Below are 18,334 nucleotides of genomic sequence, written 5' to 3'. Positions count from 1 at the left end.
CAATGTCGATCGTTCGATCGTTACGGCCAAGCGATCCGCTACCCCGGCAGCCGCAAGGGGCGGGATTCAAAATGCACCCTCCACTGGTCGACTTCACCCATCATGATGTCGCCCAGTCTTCGCGAACGCTCGACGAGGCCCTCGTAGGAGACATCGTCGGCCAGCATGCTGGACTTCAAGCGGCCTAGGCTCCGCGCAATGAAGTCCGAGCGTTCCGCAGATGCGGCAAAATCGCCTTGCATCCGAATGCCGTAGAGGGCAGCCGCGAGCGCCGGGAACAAAGCGGTGATGAAGGTCACGATCTCCGCCATCCCGACCTTTACGTCGCTACTGGGAACGCCGAAGAGAAGCCAATAGCCGATGTAGGTCGCGCAAGCCAAAATGGTCCCCACGAACAACAAGTCACCAATGGAATGCAGGCGCCGATTGGCCCGCATCATCGTCTTGGCATTCCCCTCATGATAGCCGATCTGGTCATCGATCATCGTGACCATGTTGGCCCTCACCTTCTCGAGGAAGGACCGGTCGAAATCAGCCGGGATCAGACCCAATTGCCGTGCATTGGCGCGCGCATACCAGTTCACCCAGCCGGGCTGCATGGCGACGTCTTCGCCGCTTCGCAGCGACAATTGCCCCAGAGTCGAGCAGATCACCAATTGCCGCAATTGCTCGGCAAGGCTCCTGCGGTCGAGCCAGCGTCTGTGCCACGCCTTTCGATTGGCCCTTCGCGTATTGGCAATGATGAGCAAGATCACCAGTAGCTCGATCGCGATGAACAACAATTTCATCGCCGGCGCCAACAGGCCGGCCAGCGCCAGCAGCACAGCGAGTGCTGCCAACGCAAAATTCGTCACGAAACTCGAGCGGAAGCGCAGCGCAAATGCAGTCGCCTCGGCATCGGCCTGACCGAACCGGTTGAGCATAAGGTTGTCGAGCCGGTGCCCGAAGGCACCATGCGTCGAAAAAGGCGTCGTCTGCGGCTTCATGTAGCTTGCGCATGTGGCAGCTTTGGGCGTCGAAAATGACGTTTTCTTCCACGTCTTGGCACCAGTCAGTGCCAGCAGCATCGGCCAGCCCCATGCCCGACCTTCTATCCGATGCACCCCATGGACGAATGCATGCAACTCGTCGCGTTGGTCCTCGCGCGGCGGTTCGCAAAGCGCCTCGATCAGGGCCGGTAACAAGGCGGTCGCATTTTTGCGCGCGACACCTGCGAGGGAGGGACGATCAGGCACCACATCTTTGAGGCCGCTCCACAGCAAAAGTGGCTCAACTTCACTGCGAGCATCGATGTGGATGATCGGCACATGGCTCGCCACCGCCTCGGCAATCAGTTCGGCGGTGCCGCCGCGGCCCCTCGCCGCTTTGCCATCCCAAACTGCGATCAGGATATCGACCTGGGAAAGAACAACCCTGCCTGCAGTCTCGTAAGCGGCCTCATCACCGCCGTCGAAGTCCGCCAGCGCCATGACCGCGTCTGCGCGTTCGATCAGAGAGGCGGTCGTTTTCCAGCTCTCACCATCAAAATCCTGTTGGTAGATTTCGGCTTTGAATGGAAGGCAGGCCGACAGGCCGAGGCCGTTCTCGAGCGCGGCTTCAGCCGCCAAGACGTCGGCGCCCTCGGCGAGTGATGAGACCAGTTTGCAGATCGGGGCCTCGTCCGAGAAGATGTCGCTATGATTAGACTGCAGCGTATCAAGCGAAGTGCGGGCTAGCTTCAGCACTTCGCCACATTGCGTCTTGATGCGGTCAAATTGTTCTTGCGACAACCGTGGCGGCCTGTGCCCGGTAATACCGATGCGCAAGGCCAGCCTTGGTCTCAATTGCGATGCTGGGTCGGCAGCCTTGCCGGTCGCGGCCATCATGCTTCGATCCCCCTCAGCCATCGACTGATCAGCTCGCCTCTGGTCGCTCGGCGCGCGCTTTGGCCTCCGACATCATCTTTTGAAAGCGCGGATCGTCGCGTAGCGAATCCACATCTGGATCGGCTTCGACATGAAGGATGTGTGCGGGGCCGATCTTTGCAAAAAATGGTCCTAGCAATTCGATCGCGCGTTCGTTGTCAGCGAGGTCGGTCGCGAGTGAACAAGCCAAATTGTACCGCATGATCATATTATCCGGGTCGAGCAGCATGGCTCGGTCGATCCACTGTCGCGCTTGTTCTCTTGCCCCGAGACTGGCCAGCGAGCCGGCGCCAATTGCGAGCGCGCTGACATTGCCGGGATCCTTGTCCACTGCGGCGGTGCAGCGATCGACCGTTATGCGCGCCACGCGCATCACATTGGTCTCGTCGCCGAGAGCGCTATAACAAGTGTGAAGCATACCGGCCCCGTGATAGTCGCTTTCGACCAGCTCCATCGATTTCTCATAGTAGGGCACCGCTTCTTCCATCTTGCCCTGCTGGAATACGATGCGCGCGGCGACCTTATTGACCTCGAAGCTCTCCGGATCGACTGCCAATGCATCGTTGATCTGGGCCATCGCTTCTTCATGCTCGCCCTGTGAACCGAGGAGAAGCGCCTTGGCGCAATGCGCCTCTGGATTGTCGGGATCGAGTGCAAGCGCCTTGTCGGCGGCGGGCAGCGGGTCGACGTCATGGTCGTAAGTGATGAGCAATCGCGCCTGCGCCAGCGCCATCAGCCCTAGGGCCTTGGCATATTGGGGGTCTATTGCGGTCGCCTGCCGACAGATACGAACGACCAGTTCGAGCGGACGATAATCGCCTTCGTTTCCAGTGATCCAAAGCTGCCGTGCCTTGAGATAGAGATTGTAGGCATCGGAATCGGTCGTCTGCCGCTGCTCGATCGCCTTCTTTTCTTGGGGCAGCAGTTTCAGGCGCAGCGCAGCGACAATCGCCTTGGAAATTTCGTCCTGCAGCGCAAAAATATCCTTCAGCTCGCGATCATAGCGCTCGGCCCAGACCTGATTGCATGCGTCAGTATCGATCAGCTGAGCGGTAATGCGAACGCGGCCCTCGGCCTTCCGGACACTGCCCTCCACGACATGACTGACGCCAAGGTCGCGGCCAATCGCGGCAATGTCCACATCCTTGTTCTTGTACGAAAAGGCTTGGTTGCGCGCGACGACGTTGAGCGCTGACACTTTGCTGAGATCGGTGATGATGTCTTCACTGATCCCGTCGGAGAAATATTCCTGCTCGCTATCCCCACTCATATTCTGGAAAGGCAGAACCATGATGCGTTTGGCCGGCGTTGCGGCGACAGGTTCTTCGCTATTTGGCGCCTCCGCTTCACCAGCGCCGATGAGCGAGCCGACGCTATCGACGATCTTCTGCCATCCTCGATGTTCGCTATCGCCCGTCCAGTCCGCGAGGTCCGCACACTGTATTTGGTTGAAAGGAATCGGCGGCTTGGTGCCGTCCACGCTCATCTGAACCAGCGTTCCGGCCTCGCGCGCCGCATCGGCTTCGGCACGGACCCATTGCGAGCGTAGCGCTTCATTGGACCAGAGCACCACGACCGCCTTGGCCTGGGCCAGCCGCTCCTCGATGACTTCCGAATAGGAGCGGTGCGCCGGCAGTTCATCATCGCGCCAGACTTCAAAGCCGGTTGATCGAAGCTCCTCTCCCACCGCCTTGGCAATGGCCTCGGTCGACCGCGCGTAGGAGATGAAGACCTGGCTCATGACGCAGCCCGAGAAGCGTCGGTCCGCTTTAGCGCGGCCTTGTACATCTCTTGGTAGCGCGGATCATCGCGGATCGGGTCCATGTCCGGATCGGCCTCGCTATGGTGGAGCATCTCGTAGCCGATCTTCGCGAAGAAAGGTTCGAGCACTTCGATAGCCTTATCCTTGTCCTCCATCTCGCAGGCGAGCGTACATGCCAGATTGTAGCGCATATGGAGATTGTCGGGATCGACGAGCAGAGCGCGATCGAGCCATTCCTGCGCACGATCCAAGTCGCCCATCACCGAGAGCGCGCCAACCCCCATGCCAAAAGCCGGGCCGTTGACTGGATCCTTGGCGAATATCTTCTCACAACGATCGACGACAATCTGGGCGACGCGCTTGGCATTGTCGGGATCTTTCTTGGCCTTGTAGCAAGTCATCAACATGCCGGCGCCATGATAATCAGTGGAGAGCAGCCGCATCGTCTTCTCGAAATGCTCGATCGCCTTGTCGATATTGCCTTCCTGGAAGGCAGCGCGCGCGACCTCTTTATGGACCTCGAACGATTCCGGGTCGTTTTCGAGCGCTCGGTTGAGAAACGGCCACGCCTCCGCATGCTGCCCGCGGGCACCGAGCATCATGGCGCGCGCACACAAAGCCTCGACATTTTCAGGATCGATGGTCAGCGCTTTTTCGGCCGCCTGCTCGACGTCATAATCCTTGTCATAGGTGACACGCAGCCTTGCCCTTGCGAGCGCCATCAGCCCCCAGGCCCGCGCATATTCGGGATCGATCGCCACGGCCTGGCCACAGATACGTTCGGCAATTTCCACCGGCCGCTGGTCTAACCCGTTCGCATTGATCCAATTCTGCCGTGCCATGAGGTAGAGATTGTAGGCATCGGAATTCGTCGTGCCTCGATGCTCGATCGCCTTCTTTTCCTTGGGCAGCAAAGTGACCTTGAGCGCCGCAACGATGGCCTTGGAGATCTCGTCCTGGATGGCAAAAATATCGTCCAGTTCGCGGTCGTAGCGATCCGCCCACAAATGCTTGCCATTTCCCCCGTCGATCAGCTGGGCGGTGATGCGGACACGGCCTCCAGCCTTGCGGACGCTGCCTTCAATAACGTGACTGAGGCCGAGCTCGCGGGCCACCTTCTTGATGTCGACGACCTGCCCTTTGTAGGCGAAGGCCGTATTTCGAGCGACCACTTCGAGCGCCGAGACCTTGCTCAAATCGGTAATCACATCTTCGGTGATGCCGTCGGAAAAATATTCTTGGTCCCCGTCTCCTGACATGTTGACGAAGGGCAGGACGCAAATCGTCAGGCCCGATGGCGCGCTGGCCTCGCGCGGTGCCTCATCAACATTTTGCTGAGCACCGACCAACGAGGCGACGCTGTCGGCAACCTTTCCCCAGCCTGGATGATTGGTATCGCCGGACCAGCCATTCACATCAGCGCATTGTATTTGGTTGAACGGGATTGGCGGGGTCACGCCATCAACGCTCATCTGGACCAAAGTGCCCGCCTCCCGTGCCACGTCAGCCTCGGCTCGCACCCACTGTGACCGGATCGCTTCGGCGCTCCACAAGACAACCACGGCTTTGGCTTCACGCAGCCGCTCCTCGATCACGTCTGAATAGCTGCGGTGGGCGGGTAGTTCATCGTCGCGCCAGACCTTGTAGCCGGCCTCGCGCAGTCGATCACCAACTGCCTTCGCGATGGCCTCCGTTGAGCGCGCATAGGAGATGAAGACTTGGCTCATTCGGCGGACTGCGCCTGCTTCTCTAGCCGCGCCTGCGCCTCTTCGAGCATTACGATGAAGCGCGGATCGTCGCGCACCTTGTCGAGATCCGGATCCGCTACGGTATGCTGGATCCACTTTGGCGTGACATTCTCGAAATAGGGCTTGAGCAATTCGAGCGCACGTTCATTGTCGCCCAGTTCGACAACCAGGGTGCAGGCAAGATTATAGCGCATCAGGTGATTGTTGGGGTCGATCATCATCGCCCGATCAATCCATTTTCGCACGCGCTCGTGATCGCCGAGTGTCGCTAGACCCGCAATCCCCATGCTCAATGCATTGCCGTCGCCCGGGTCCCGCTTCAAAGCGCGTTCGACGCGCTCGACGCAGACCTTGGCGATCTGTTCTTCTTTCTCGCGGTCCCCCTTGGCGTGATAGCAGGTCACCAACATGCCGGCGCTGTGGAAATCATCATCCATCATGTTGAGGGCTTTTTCGTAATGCGAAATGGCGCGATCTAGCTCGCCATTGAGGAACGCGTCGCGGGCCACCTCTTTGTGCACTTCGAAGCTATTGGGGTCGAGTTCGAGCGCATGCGCCAGCATCTCACGCGCCTGCCCGCTTTTCTCTTCGGTCGAAAGCATAATCGCCTTCGCGCACAATGCCTCAACATTCTTCGGGTCGAGCGACAGCGCCTTTTCGGTCGCATCGGTCGGGTCGAAGCTCGGATCGTGCGAGATGTTGATGCGCATCTGCGCTAGCGCCATAAGCCCCCATGCCTTGGCATAGGTAGGATCGAGATCCACCGCTTGCTGACAGATCCGGATCGTGATCTCCATCAGGCGCTTGTCAGTGCCGGTGCTCTTGATCCAGTGCTGGCGAGCGAGAAGATACAGATCGTAGGCTTCTGAATTGCCCGTTGTGCTGCGTTCCGAAATGGCCTTCTTTTCCTTGGGCAGCAGTTCGATCTTGAGCGCATCGACGATGGCCGAGCTTATCTCGTCCTGGATGGCGAAGATATCATCGAGATTGCGGTCATAGCGGTTGGCCCAGATCGGCTCGGCATTGATCGCTTCAATCAACTGGGCCGATATGCGCACGCGGTCGCCGGCCTTGCGGACGCTGCCCTCGATCACATGCGAGACGCCCAATTCCTTGGCCAAGTTGCGGATGTCGACGATCTGCCCCTTGAACGCGAACGCCGTGTTGCGCGACACGACGCGCAACCCCGATAAACGCGACAAATCGGTGATAATGTCCTCGGTTATGCCGTCGGAGAAATATTCCTGCTCACCGTCGCCCGACATGTTGATAAAAGGAAGGACGCAGATATGCGTGCCACCGGGCCCCGCACTGTCATCGCGGCTCGGCATCGTGCCGAGCGGCGGGCCTGCCAGCGACGTCACGCTGTCGGCAATCTTGACCCAGCCAGGATGATTGAGATCGCCAGCCCAACCGCGAAGGTCGGCGCATTGGATCTGGTTAAATGGCAGTGGCGGCACAGTGCCGTCGCAGGACAATTGGACGAGTGTCCCGTTCTCGCGCGCGACATCAGCCTCGGCGCGGACCCATTGCGATGTCAGCGCATCGGCTGACCAAATGACTACGACGGCCTTGGCCGAACGCAGTCGTTCCTCGATAACTTCACCATAATTGCGGTGCGCGGGGAGTTCATCATCGCGCCAGACCTTGTGCCCGACACGCCTTAGCGCCTCGCCTATCTGGCCAGCGACGATCTCAGTCGAGCGCGCGTAAGAGATAAAGATATCTGACATTCGCGCTACACTGGCCCCCGGCTACTTTGATAGAAAACGCTCTAACTCGGCTGCAAAACCCCGTTAAACTAACTAAAACTGGTTATGGTCCTACATTCAAATTGAAGAGGAATCCAGCGCCCAAGAAGCCACGCGCCGCAACGGCCCGGGATGGCCGTGATTTCGAATGGCAGCAGACGGGATGGCATGCGGCTATGCAATCGCAAAGTCCGCCAAGCCCAGACGCGGTCTTATCAAGGCACTGGCCATGCACATCAATATGCGGGGGGAAATGGCGGAGCGTGTTAGACCAAATCGCACTTTCTTTACTTTGGACGCAATTCGGCCTTTAATGAGCGAGCACGCAGGCAAAATATGAAGTGCTGTTTACGATCAGTGTCCCATTGATTGCGAAACCACGATTACGTGTAGACAAAACGTGTCGTTCAAATAGCTTACCATATTGGCACGTCCACAAGGAGGAAGATGTGATGCGATCCCAAATAGCGTGCCTTTCCTTGACCGCGATTTCGGGAATACTTTCCCTAGGGCCAGCGAACGCCCAGAGCACATTTCAAAGAGTTGGCGAAGTAGTAGTAGTTGGAGGCAATGGCGGGGAATACAAGCCAGAAGCGCCGACTACCTATAATGCTGGACCTATTTCTGCGATCCGGATCTGCGCTGGCAGATTGGTCGATTCCGTACAGGTGAAGTATGGAGACCAGTGGGGCACCAAATACGGTGGCAATGGCGGTAGATGTGAGACGGTTACAATTCCGGCGAACAAAGGTATTGAGTGCATCTGGGTTGCGCATGGAAACGTAATCGACGGCATCGGCTTTATCGTTGATGGGACATATTACCTGTTTGGCGGATTTGGCGGCAAGCAGACATGGATCGAGTCACCTAGAGCTGAAGCAACACTGGGTTACATTGAGGCTCAATCTGGAAATGTCGTGGATCAAATGCGTTTCAACTTCGGAACGCGCAGCGGCTACCAACCGGAGAAAAGCGGCGCGCGTTGCACCATGGGGAGGGGAGGAGGAGCATAGTGGTATGAGCCCCACGTCCGATTTCCACCCTCAACGCGGCCTGAAGTCCGCCCGGCCAACCAGCCACATGTCAGCGGTCCGCTTGCATGGCCTCTTCGATGAACCAGACCGGCCGGCAGTAATCTCAAGCTCGCCCTTGAGGGCGCAGTTGCTCCCTTAGATTGGACTTCAGAAGGACCAGGACGTGAAGCAGCCTGAGCGACAGTCAGCCAAGCGAAAGACAGATTTGGCGCTGCGAACTGGCGTGGGCTCCGCAGTCGGGATAGTCGCCGGTGCGACGACCTATCTATTCATCGGAGAGACTATGCCTGCCGTAGTGGCCTGCTTCTTCTTCGGGTTCGCTGCCGCGCTCAGCTTCGAACGCGGAAACGGGTTTCGAAGGTATGGAGATGGAGGGGGGGCGGGCTGAGTTCGGCCGGCGCCGCGCTTCGCCTAACGCAAATAAACAAACGCGAGCACGATCCGACGGCCGTGAAAATCTAGCGGGAACCGCGACCCAAGCTTTGGATATGCTGCGACCATTTTTGGACTGCCATGCGTGCTTCGTGATCATAATCGTGGCGCTGATAAACTCCGGTTATGCCCGACCTTGTCCCCGATACGTGGTTGAGCAAGCGCTCGATGACTGGCGTTGCGACCCCGATCCTTTGTAATCCCGTCGCAAAGGTTCGGCGCAGATCATGGAACGTGAAATCTGGATTCTCAAACCCAGCATTCCTAGCTTTACGCCGGATAGACTTCATCCCCTTACTGAATCCCGATATTGGCCGCTCGTTTGTCACACGGCTAGGGAAAATGAGTTCGCATTCCCGACACTCAACAAGGCTACCGAGCAGCTCTTCACACCCATCAGAAATGGGAATTTCGTGGCGTCGACCATTCTTTGTCCGGTTTTCCGGTAGGCAAATCATCTTACGCTCCAGATCGACTTCTGACCTGGATAAGCCGAACACCTCCTGTCTGCGCATGCCTGTAAGCAGCATAAGCTGAATCCCCCCTCCCCAAGGATAGAAACTTCCATTCGCGACCTGCCAGAGCAATCCGATTTCATGATCGGTCAACGTGCGGCTTCGCGCTTTCGGCAGCGGCGAACGGTAAGAACGCTGAGATGGAAGAATGGAAGGGCCGTCGAGGAACTGCGCGTACCAGTTGAAGAAGGCTTGCATCTGGACACTGACAGCTCTCGCCATAGCCGGCGATCCGCGTTTGCTGCGTTGCTCGACATTCAAGACCAGCATCGAGATCTGCGATCGCTTGATCGCGTCGACTGGGACATCCCCCAGTTCGGGAAGGACATATTTCTCAAGTATTCGGGTTTTTTCGCGAATAGATCGAAGTTGGCCGCAGCATTTGAGATAGGTGTGAACCGCCTGCCTCATCGAAAGTGATTGTTCGGTGACGATAGTTGAAGGCACGAGGTCCGGACGGGTGCTCAGAGTAGAAAATGCATCACTCATTTCAGCTCTCCTCTGTCCGATCCCAGGCCAAGGAGACCAAGCTGAAGACGCCGATAGGCGCGCAATCTCGCAAGCTCGGCTATAAATTCGTCGGCGAAGCCGCCCGTCAAATCCGTCAACATGTTTGGCTGCAATTCAGCGGCCTCGCACAATGCTTCGATATATCGGGAGAGACCTTCGGCAAGGCCCTCACCCGCTAAGACTATGCGTTGGTTTGACGGCCGAAACGTCTTCGCGAAGAGTGTTCCTAAGAGAGCCGCGAATAGCCTCGGGGAAAATCGCCTCGGCACCCTCGAAGACAATCTCGTGTAGATCTGAGAGGTGGCGCTCCATCGGGTCCACATTCCCGCCTCGAGGAGAAACGCGCCCTCCCCCTGCTCGATATGCCCCTCTATCCAGTGATGAGGGTGAGCTACACTCTGCGCACCGACCATATAGTCAATTCGCGTGTCCATAGTTGTTCTCCCGTCTGGGAGAGAACGTTGCTGCTTTTGATGGTCACTCGTTCATTTTGCCGCGCGGCCACATCCCTTCAACAAGGAAACCACCTTACTTCGAGCGAGCAGGTTGGTGAGAAGCACGTTCTCTCTTGATGCTGATCTCAACGTAGGCAGCTCCTCGCCCGCGTTCAAGCCCGCAGCGCAAGCGCCATGCTGCGGATTTGGTTGCGACAGGACGTTGAGGCCTCTCTTCTCATTCGGTCGGATGCGGCCCTCGCTTAGCGTCAGATGTTGCATGGTCAAACGGGGCGCCTCCACCACGACACCTGAACTGAGTGTACCCAGGTACACCAAGAGCCCGCGAACCTCAAAAAATAGGGGGTTCCCAACAGACCGTCGCATCAGGACAATTGCCCTAGCCCCGCGTGGGGCACGGGGCACGATGACGTGTCCCGATTTCAGCATTGAGGAGGGAAACATGACACCGAAAGGACGATATCATGACCAACAAAAAGACTGCCGAGAAAAGCCGCGATCATAAGGGCAGGTTCAAAAAGGGGCATAGCGGCAACCCGTCGGGACGTCCCAAAAGAAAACCTCTACCCAAACGAGATTATCGCGACATCGGATATGACTATCTGAATAGAGAAATTTCCGTGAAAGAGCCCGATGGGACACGGCGCCGTACAACACCTCTCAGACGCTTGATCGAGTGTGCGGCAGAAGTCACTCACGAAACTCCTCCCAAGGAAGCCATGGACCTGCTCGTGAAGCTCCACAAACTTGGCGTTTTGCAAAAGCGTATGCCGCCGGACCCGTTCCTACTCGGGCATCCTTACGTCGAGGAGCATGGCATGCCGACTGACGCCCCCTTGATGACCGAAGACGAAATTCAGGATTACAGTTTGGACCTGATGGATAAGCATCTAGACCAAACGGAGCAGGAAATTGCGGAGTTAAGACGGGCCAAGTCGAAGGAAGAAGCCACGCAGCGCTCGGCTAAAGCGGCCCCAGCCGAAAGCTCGGGTCGTTCTTCGAGCCATTCGCAAGAGCCCTCCTCGAGGAACGACAACCGCGCGGTCACAGATCAGCGGACCGAAGAAGAGCCCCCTCTCATTCGGCAACGCTCGCGGCCGCCAGCACCATCACCCTATGACCGACCAAAAACCAAGAAATAGTCGACCGAGACAGAAATAGGCCGCAGGCCAAGTCTTGTCGGGGCAGCGGGGTAACAACCTGTATGCTCATGTCACCCAGCGCGGTGTCGCAGATTGTTTTAGCGACACCGTGCAAAGTGCAAGGCGGCTTTGAACGACAGGCGGCGTTATCGCGCGTACGCCCCGCCGAACATGATCCCGATCCTCAAGAATGAAGCCCCCGCTGCGGCGCAGCAGGGGCTTCTCTACTTGTCTGGGTCTGAGAAAAGCAGGTCGGACAAAAGGGGCGGGTGCGCTGTCCGTCTTGACCGCCCTGTCCTACCCTACGGCTCCTTGAAAATCAGTCTCGATCGCTTTCATTTTGAGAGCACGGGCCAGCTCAACTGTCGTCAAGCGCTGATCGACGCGCAGCGGCGCAAGTAAAGCCTATGTTCGCGCTCGCCCAGACCCCATTGCAGTCGTTCCGATGATGATGATGGCGTGGTGAAAAGCTATTCGAGAGGAATAGCGAAATCAGCGAGGCGCCTTAGCCGATGCAGCACACCCGCTCCCATCCGCGAGCACGCAGGCGTAAAATTCACGGATTACCACTTCCATGGCATTCGGTATTGTGTGCTCAACTCCCGGCAAGATCAGATAGTTGAAGTCCTTCATACCGAACGCCTCGAAAACGGAAGCGGTCTTCCGAACCCTGTTCGGCCCGGATGACCCGAATACGCTGTTAACCCACAAACTTTGTTCGCAGCTGTAGCTGTCTGAGCCATATCCTTCACAGGTGAATGGCGGCTCTTTCACCGAGTCGTTTTCGTCCATGCTTCCATGGAACAGCAAGTAAGGCGTTTGCTTCAATAACTCTGGCTGAAATCGTGCACCAATCTCTTCGAGATCGCCCACGCCCACCGGGAATGTGAGTTGCTCCTCTTCAAACTCTTCAAGCGGCAGAATCGGCAGCCCCCCTACACCGCCAGCCGCTACCGCTCTCACTCTGTTCGGGTGAATCGTCGCCATGCGCGTGACGAAATCTCCGGCGGCGGAGAATCCCCAGAACAACGCATCGTCGCGTAGGTTGAAATCGTCTCGGGAGAGCTTTTCCAAAGCATCGTCGAGCATCGCGATGATTTGTATGTCCGGCCTTGCGTAACGGGGATCGACCGCCGTCATCGCGGCGCGCGTCAAAGCGTGAATGTAGAGGTTGCGATTGGGTCCTTCGACCAGCGGTCGCGGGAATACCGGCATCAGGACGGGTGTACCGAGATGGCGCCCGTAGTCGCTGAAAAGCTGTTCGGTTTCAATGCCCGCCCAATATCGATGAGTTGCGAATGGTGCGCCAACCATACCGTCATTATTGGGTTGAACCAGGATCGAATTGCCGACCGGAATGGCCTCCGGCAGGAAGAGGAAATAGGGCCAGTGGAATCCTTTTTCGGGATCGGCTTCGATCAGATACAACTTTCTTGGCTCCAGCGATCCCGCATAGGCGTGCACTTCCGCCATGGGCCCGACGGGTTCGCTCACATGGTCGGGAATTCTGGAACTGCGATCGAATCGTGAAACAAGAGCGCGCGGATGGACCGGGTCGACTTCAGGCGAAGGAGCTTGGGCTTCCTGCGCTGCGACGGGTGCCGTCAAAGGTTTCGATGTCGTCGCCCCACATGCCGCCAAGAACGCTCCGACACATGTCGCAAGTCCAAAGGCCCTTATAGTTTTCTTCATCGCTGCGTCTCCTCCGATCAGTGCTCCGCTACACCATGCAATTGGCACCGACCAAATCGATCTTCTTTGGAATTCTTCCCCAGCGCGAAGGATAGTGAGTAGCGGATCAAATGTAGCGCGGTCGAGGGCGCATTGTCCGCTACCCACTCCAAAAATGCGACCAGGCCGAGAACGACCCCATTACGGTCAATCCGGCAACTCAGCGTGACGGCCGGCTTTTCGCCTGCTGCCGAAAGCCAATCTCTAACGCTGCCAACGTTGGCCGGGCAATGCCCAGGCTCCAACAAACCAGGCTGCGATGCTCACTCCTTAATTTGGATGTCCCAAGCTTGGTCGCTGTATGTGTAGAAGACACATGGCTCGTCACTCGTGCAGTCATGCGCGTGGGGCTGCATCGCGTCGATCTGGAAGTAGTCACCCGGGGACAAATGTAGCCGGCCACCATCACTATAAAGATTGGTCATTTTCCCCGAAATGAACACGGCGTGGTAGCCCGCGGAATGCGTATGCATGGGGACAACAGCATCCTTCACAATACTGACATATTTTCCGTGCGCTCCTTCATTCCAGTCGCCATGGGTTGGTGCAAATGCCACGCCTGGAACCATTTCCTGCCACTGCAGCGCATCGATCGAAATGGCGCTTTCGGATTGGGGGTGAATAGTCACCGCTGAATGCAGCGAAATTGTAATTAGGAATATCGATACAATCAGCATTGTTGTCTCCTCTAACTACTGCCAACGGTAGCAGAGAAGTTGCATTTTATCACGTTGCCGGTCTGTGTCCGGTTACCACCTTCTTTGCCGCCGCGCACAAGACCTATGAGCCTTCATGAAAGCGGTCCTGCTACTCGGCTAGGTTGCCGCACCAAAACCGACTGACCGCTACCGACCCCATTACGGACACTTATGGATTAATTCTGCAGTTTAAGCTGGAGGGATCACGGTATCCGTCATCGGAATATCGAGGGTATCTAGATGTTTTGAAGCATATGCGAGCGGTCAAGCGGGTGACTGATTTTCGCGCAATGATTTGAGAAAGGCGCCTACCTCCGCCTCACTTCTCAAGTGAATGAATGATTTGTCGACTGCGCGCGCTTTCAGTTTCTTCAGCAATACCGCGTCCCAAAATGTTGGGGACCGCTTCAATGTGCGGATGCTGGCAAGCGTACCAGTGAAGATCGAACTTCCTTTAGGCCATCCCAATGGCGCGCGGATCGGCGCCAGCAGGAACCGCTTAGCCACACGCCAATAATGGACGCGATAGGGCAGGTCGACATAGACGAGCATATCGCTCGCCGCGACCCGATCCCAAAACGTCTGAAGCGGCCCAAGGCCATCGACGATCCAGGCATCCTGCGCAATGAGCGCATCGTGTTGATCTTTGAACGTAGAGAAGGGGACCGGCTCGCCGCTCGCGCTGAACTGAATCAAATCGAGTGGGTAATGCGGCAAGCCCGTATGCCCGGCAATCTCTCGTGCCAAGGTCGACTTACCGCCTCCAGGTTTGCCAAAAACCATGATCCTGCGCTCGCGCACATGCATACTTTCAATTTCTGGCTAGAAACGCCACTTTGAAGATATTCAGCCTCAAGGCCAGAGAAGCTCGGAACGCCAAGATTGGCGGTCAGCACTTCGAATAAATCGAACACGACGGTGCGCCCTCGAGCTACTCGCCTGCCAAAACTCAATCTCTGAAGCGACCATCGCATAGGCGGCCCATTGCGGAGCATAAATGGAAGGGTCAGCGTCTAGACTATCCAGCCGCTCTTCCAACGCGACTTCAAGGTCGGCCCAGTCTGCCAGTATCTCGCTTTGCTTGCCAATAAGCGCGAGAGCTTTCGACGTCCTAGATCGCGCCGAGAAGTCCCTAGAGGACACGTCTCTGCCGAGCCGCTTAATGGTACCCCGGATTCGGACTTGCCGACCGAGTTCGCGCCAATAGAAGGTCATTGCCGCCCGATCGTTTGCTGCAATCTGGCGCCCTTTAGCGCTCTCCTTCGAGCTAGCAAAATGCCAACCCAATTCATCGAGGTCTTTCAGAATGACTATGCGCGCGTCTGGGCCTCCATCTTGATCGACGGTGGACAGCGTCATCGCGTGGGGCTCCGAAATGCCCGCTTTGATCGCAGCACGAAGCCAACTCTCGAATAAATCGATTGGATCGTTTCGCGCTTTGTCCACTGAGAATGGCGCATAAGGTCCCTTCAGGGCCGAAAGGTCGCGAAGCTCTTCGCGGAGCAATGCTGAATCTCTAGAAGCCATATTCTCTCTCACGAGGCCTGACATTTGGTCGAATGAGCGCATTTGTCCCGCCTCTTCAATCGGCAAAATCCGACTGACTGCCATGCGCGAATGAATGTTAGTTGGCCTGTCCTCTATTTGGGCTGCGACCCCAGCACCCGTTTGAGCCCGTCGTAGAGACAGTCATAAACCATGCGGATCTTGCGGCTCGTACGCAGTTCGCGGTGGGTGACGAGCCATGCAGGGACTTGCAGGCTCGGCAGGCCAGGAAAGACCTGCTCTATGCCAGGTGTCTTTTGACACAGAGTGTCAGGCAGCATGCCCATTCCATATCCCGCCTTCACCATCTCCCAGACCACCGTCGCACTCTGGGGAGAGACGACAAAATTCTCCTCGCGCATCCGGATGCCCATCGCTTCTAAAGAGGGGAGCAATCGGTTGGGGTCGGGTAGACCAATAAAATCCAGCTTGGCGATATCGGCGACCGTTTTCGGACGCCCGACCCGGTCCAGATAGTTGCTCGATGCATAAAGCCGCGCACCGATTTGCCCGATCAGCTTAGCGATGAGTTCAGGCTGGTCGGGGCGGCCATGCCGAATAGCGATGTCTGCCTCACGCCGCATGAGGTCTCGTGTATCGTTAGCGCTGTCGATTAGAATGCGAAGTTTCGGCGCCGTCTCACGCAAGGGGCGAAGGATTTCCGGAAGGACAGCGGCCGCCATTAGGTCTGTCGCGGTGATCGTCACCGTCCCCACAATTTCCTCGGCATGCCCGTCGGCGATCATCGATATCTTGGTGACGGCATGTCCCATCGCTCGAACATGGTCGAGCAACTGCTCGCCAGCGCTCGTCAACATTAGACCGCGACCGCTTCGCTCGACCAACGTGATGCCGAGATCTTGTTCAAGCGCGGCAATCTGACGGCCGATGGTTGGCTGGGTCGAATTTAGCACCCGCGCCGCCGCACTAAATGAGCCCTCTTCGGCCGTCGCAAGGAAGGCGCGGACATGATTCCAATCGGCGGCAAGCAACGAGCTCTTCATGCGCAGATGCATAGCAGCTGATCGGACTTAGGCAATTATTGAATGGGTCGGCTTGCCTTAGACAGATGCCACAACGTTCATCGGACTACGCGTCGCTGCTTTTAGCTGCGTGTAGCCCTCGATCTAAAGGGGTCTGATCAATGCTACCCAGCAGCGCCGTCCATTGGGACATGGTGGCCAGTGGCTACGCGATGTCGACGATGGATTTCCTCGAGAAATATAGCATATCGGCTCTCGACATGACCGAAGTTGGTGCTGGAGACACCCTAGCCGACATCGCTTGTGGGCCAGGTGCTTTAGCACTTCACGCGGCGTCGCGCGGAGCCAGCGTCACTGCCGTCGATTTTTCCGTCAACATGCTGTCGCAGCTCCAGCAACAGGTCACCGAGCGCAATATTCGCAACCTCCACACCTTTCTCGAGAATGGCGAGAATCTCTCTCTAGCCTCTGATAGCTTCGACTTCGCATTCTCCATGTTCGGTCTGAATTTCTATCAGAAAAGAAAGCGCGGTTTTCGAGAGCTTCACCGTATTGTGAAGCCAGGCGGCACGGCTTGTGTCGGGGTCTTCGCTTCACCTGAACAGTCTCCTTTGATTGAGCATCTGTTCGGCATCGTGGAGGAAATTGCGCCATCGCCGCCAAGCCCCGCCAATGACATTGATTCGCTCGAACATCCGAACATCTTGCGCCGTGAAATGGTGGTCGCCGGATTCTCGGATGTTCACATCCAGCCGGTCGTACACGAGACCGAGTTTAAATCCGCGCAAGACTTTGTCGCTCGGATGGCCAAGGGCTCTGCGCCCTTGTTGATGCTGCGCGGGCGGATGTCGGATGCCGAATGGAATGAAGCGCTGGATCGCGCTTCGACGCGGCTCGAAGAAAAAGCAGGCCCCTTTCCCAAACATCTCGGCGCCACCGCATTGCTCGCCATCGGTCACAAGTAGGTTGAATACAGATGCCTGCGCGCTCAGAGATCGATATGTCGGAAGCTCGCGCAAAGGCGGCGCGGTTTTGGGATAAGGTTGCGCCGCGGTACGCGCGCCAGCCGGTCCGGGATGAAAGAGCCTATGCCCGCAAACTCGACTATATCAGTCAGCTGCTAAACCGGCACGATAAGCTGCTCGAGATTGGGTGTGGGACAGGCTCAACAGCGCTAATCCTGTCGCCGCATGTCGCAGCCTATCTCGCCACCGACGTCTCTAACGAGATGATCGAGATTGCGCGCAGTAAGCAAGCCGATAGCGACCCATGCAATCTGACGTTCTCATGTGCAGTCGCTCATGAGATAGTCGCGCGAGATCATTTCGATGTCATCCTGGCGTCAAGCTTGCTCCATTTGATCGATGACGTGCCCGCCCTCCTTGGCGCTGTGCGGCAACAGCTTAAGCCCGGCGGCCTCTTTATCTCGAAGACGCCTTGTATCGGCGAGACGAACTTTCTCGTCCGCATGCTCCTGCCAGCGATGGAGCTCTTAGGGATCGCACCCCGGATCAACGTCTTCAAGAAGATCGCCCTTATCGAAGCGATCGAGACTGCAGGTTTCGCGGTGGAGCACCAGCTTTGCTTCGACAAAGAGATGAGGAGCCCGCTGATCGTGGCTCGCAAACCCCTTGAGAAAAGGAAAGAAAGTGAAAATGTCCCAGCCCGATAATGCCCCCATCGCCCTGTATCGCGATCATCCAGATCTTTTTGGCACGCTCGGCTCGCTCCACGACCTGATGGCTGAGAAGGGGCTGCCACCGACGCTTGCCCATCTGGTCGAACTTCGCGTGTCGCAGATCAATGGCTGCGCGCATTGCGTCGACATGCACGCCACTGCAGCGCGGCATGATGGCGAGACCTCGGAGCGGCTCGATCGGCTGGTTGTGTGGCGCCATGTCGATCATTTCTCGGAAAGCGAACGAGCGGCGCTCGCTTGGGCAGAGGCTTTGACCTTACTGCATCGGGACACTGACTTTAGCGGGCTCCGGAGCGCAATGCGCGAACATTTTGACGACGAGATGATCGTCCTGATCGGCGTCGACATTGCGATGATCAATCTATGGAATCGTCTGCAGATGTCGGCGCATCATTAGATGCGCACCCCGGTACGCATGCCCAAGC

At 57.2% G+C, this 18,334-nt stretch carries 15 protein-coding genes and 1 riboswitch; of the genes, 5 read left to right on the top strand and 10 right to left on the bottom strand.

Features of this window, described 5'->3' with window-relative positions:
* Window positions 1-38: 38 nt before the first annotated feature.
* The 4 genes from NDO55_RS02405 to NDO55_RS02390 are packed head-to-tail and all read right to left on the bottom strand — an operon-like array spanning window position 39 to window position 7,147.
* Window positions 39-1,865: a hypothetical protein gene (locus tag NDO55_RS02405; RefSeq protein ID WP_252112082.1), complete on the bottom strand. Its 1,827-nt coding sequence runs from the start codon at window positions 1,863-1,865 to the stop codon at window positions 39-41.
* A 28-nt stretch (window positions 1,866-1,893) separates the two neighbouring features.
* Window positions 1,894-3,645: a TIR domain-containing protein gene (locus NDO55_RS02400; protein ID WP_252112080.1), complete on the bottom strand. Its 1,752-nt coding sequence runs from the start codon at window positions 3,643-3,645 to the stop codon at window positions 1,894-1,896.
* Window positions 3,642-5,393: a TIR domain-containing protein gene (locus NDO55_RS02395; protein ID WP_252112079.1), complete on the bottom strand. Its 1,752-nt coding sequence runs from the start codon at window positions 5,391-5,393 to the stop codon at window positions 3,642-3,644. The genes NDO55_RS02400 and NDO55_RS02395 overlap by 4 nt, the downstream gene beginning before the upstream one ends.
* Complete coding sequence (locus NDO55_RS02390; RefSeq protein WP_252112077.1) at window positions 5,390-7,147, bottom strand: TIR domain-containing protein; 1,758 nt, start codon at window positions 7,145-7,147, stop codon at window positions 5,390-5,392. The genes NDO55_RS02395 and NDO55_RS02390 overlap by 4 nt, the downstream gene beginning before the upstream one ends.
* 497 nt (window positions 7,148-7,644) lie before the next feature.
* Between NDO55_RS02390 and NDO55_RS02385 the strand changes: the two genes are divergently transcribed.
* Window positions 7,645-8,178 carry a jacalin-like lectin gene (locus tag NDO55_RS02385; RefSeq protein WP_252112075.1) on the top strand — a complete coding sequence of 178 codons (534 nt, stop codon included), beginning with the start codon at window positions 7,645-7,647 and terminating at the stop codon, window positions 8,176-8,178.
* A 479-nt stretch (window positions 8,179-8,657) separates the two neighbouring features.
* Here the strand turns inward: NDO55_RS02385 and NDO55_RS02380 are convergent, their stop codons facing one another.
* Complete coding sequence (locus NDO55_RS02380) at window positions 8,658-9,635, bottom strand: tyrosine-type recombinase/integrase (protein WP_252112073.1); 978 nt, start codon at window positions 9,633-9,635, stop codon at window positions 8,658-8,660.
* Window positions 9,636-10,131: 496 nt separating this feature from the next.
* A riboswitch (SAM-I-IV-variant riboswitch) is annotated at window positions 10,132-10,236 on the bottom strand.
* A 339-nt stretch (window positions 10,237-10,575) separates the two neighbouring features.
* Between NDO55_RS02380 and NDO55_RS02375 the strand changes: the two genes are divergently transcribed.
* Window positions 10,576-11,253: a DUF5681 domain-containing protein gene (locus tag NDO55_RS02375; protein ID WP_252112071.1), complete on the top strand. Its 678-nt coding sequence runs from the start codon at window positions 10,576-10,578 to the stop codon at window positions 11,251-11,253.
* A 492-nt stretch (window positions 11,254-11,745) separates the two neighbouring features.
* On the opposite strand, the gene NDO55_RS02370 is transcribed toward NDO55_RS02375, so the two are convergent.
* The 5 genes from NDO55_RS02370 to NDO55_RS02350 all read right to left on the bottom strand — a co-directional run bounded on the left by NDO55_RS02370 (window position 11,746) and on the right by NDO55_RS02350 (window position 16,231).
* Window positions 11,746-12,945 carry an alpha/beta hydrolase gene (locus NDO55_RS02370; protein ID WP_252112069.1) on the bottom strand — a complete coding sequence of 400 codons (1,200 nt, stop codon included), beginning with the start codon at window positions 12,943-12,945 and terminating at the stop codon, window positions 11,746-11,748.
* Between the two features lie 302 nt (window positions 12,946-13,247).
* Complete coding sequence (locus NDO55_RS02365) at window positions 13,248-13,661, bottom strand: cupin domain-containing protein (protein WP_252112067.1); 414 nt, start codon at window positions 13,659-13,661, stop codon at window positions 13,248-13,250.
* A 285-nt stretch (window positions 13,662-13,946) separates the two neighbouring features.
* The gene (locus tag NDO55_RS02360; protein ID WP_252112065.1) at window positions 13,947-14,489 is read right to left on the bottom strand and encodes a P-loop NTPase family protein; all 543 of its coding nucleotides are present in this window, start codon (window positions 14,487-14,489) and stop codon (window positions 13,947-13,949) included.
* Window positions 14,490-14,534: 45 nt separating this feature from the next.
* A complete protein-coding gene (locus NDO55_RS02355; protein ID WP_252112063.1) occupies window positions 14,535-15,233 on the bottom strand; it encodes a pyridoxine/pyridoxamine 5'-phosphate oxidase in 699 nt (232 codons plus the stop codon).
* An 89-nt stretch (window positions 15,234-15,322) separates the two neighbouring features.
* Complete coding sequence (locus tag NDO55_RS02350; protein ID WP_252112061.1) at window positions 15,323-16,231, bottom strand: LysR family transcriptional regulator; 909 nt, start codon at window positions 16,229-16,231, stop codon at window positions 15,323-15,325.
* Window positions 16,232-16,371: 140 nt separating this feature from the next.
* Here NDO55_RS02350 and NDO55_RS02345 point away from each other — a divergent pair, with 140 nt between their 5' ends.
* Genes NDO55_RS02345 through NDO55_RS02335 form a run of 3 tightly spaced genes read left to right on the top strand, consistent with a single transcriptional unit; the run spans window position 16,372 to window position 18,306 of the window.
* Entirely contained in the window at window positions 16,372-17,175 is an 804-nt protein-coding gene (locus NDO55_RS02345) for a class I SAM-dependent methyltransferase (protein WP_252112059.1), read from the top strand.
* A gap of 11 nt (window positions 17,176-17,186) precedes the next feature.
* Complete coding sequence (locus NDO55_RS02340) at window positions 17,187-17,882, top strand: class I SAM-dependent methyltransferase (RefSeq protein WP_252112057.1); 696 nt, start codon at window positions 17,187-17,189, stop codon at window positions 17,880-17,882.
* Window positions 17,866-18,306 (top strand): carboxymuconolactone decarboxylase family protein, encoded by a 441-nt coding sequence (locus NDO55_RS02335; protein WP_252112055.1) that lies wholly within the window; start codon window positions 17,866-17,868, stop codon window positions 18,304-18,306. The genes NDO55_RS02340 and NDO55_RS02335 overlap by 17 nt, the downstream gene beginning before the upstream one ends.
* Window positions 18,307-18,334 lie beyond the last annotated feature (28 nt).

Source organism: Sphingomicrobium sediminis (assembly GCF_023805295.1).
GTDB lineage: Bacteria > Pseudomonadota > Alphaproteobacteria > Sphingomonadales > Sphingomonadaceae > Sphingomicrobium > Sphingomicrobium sediminis.
The sequence above is the reverse complement of the archived record's forward strand: the minus strand, read 5'-3'. Positions and strand labels throughout refer to the sequence as shown.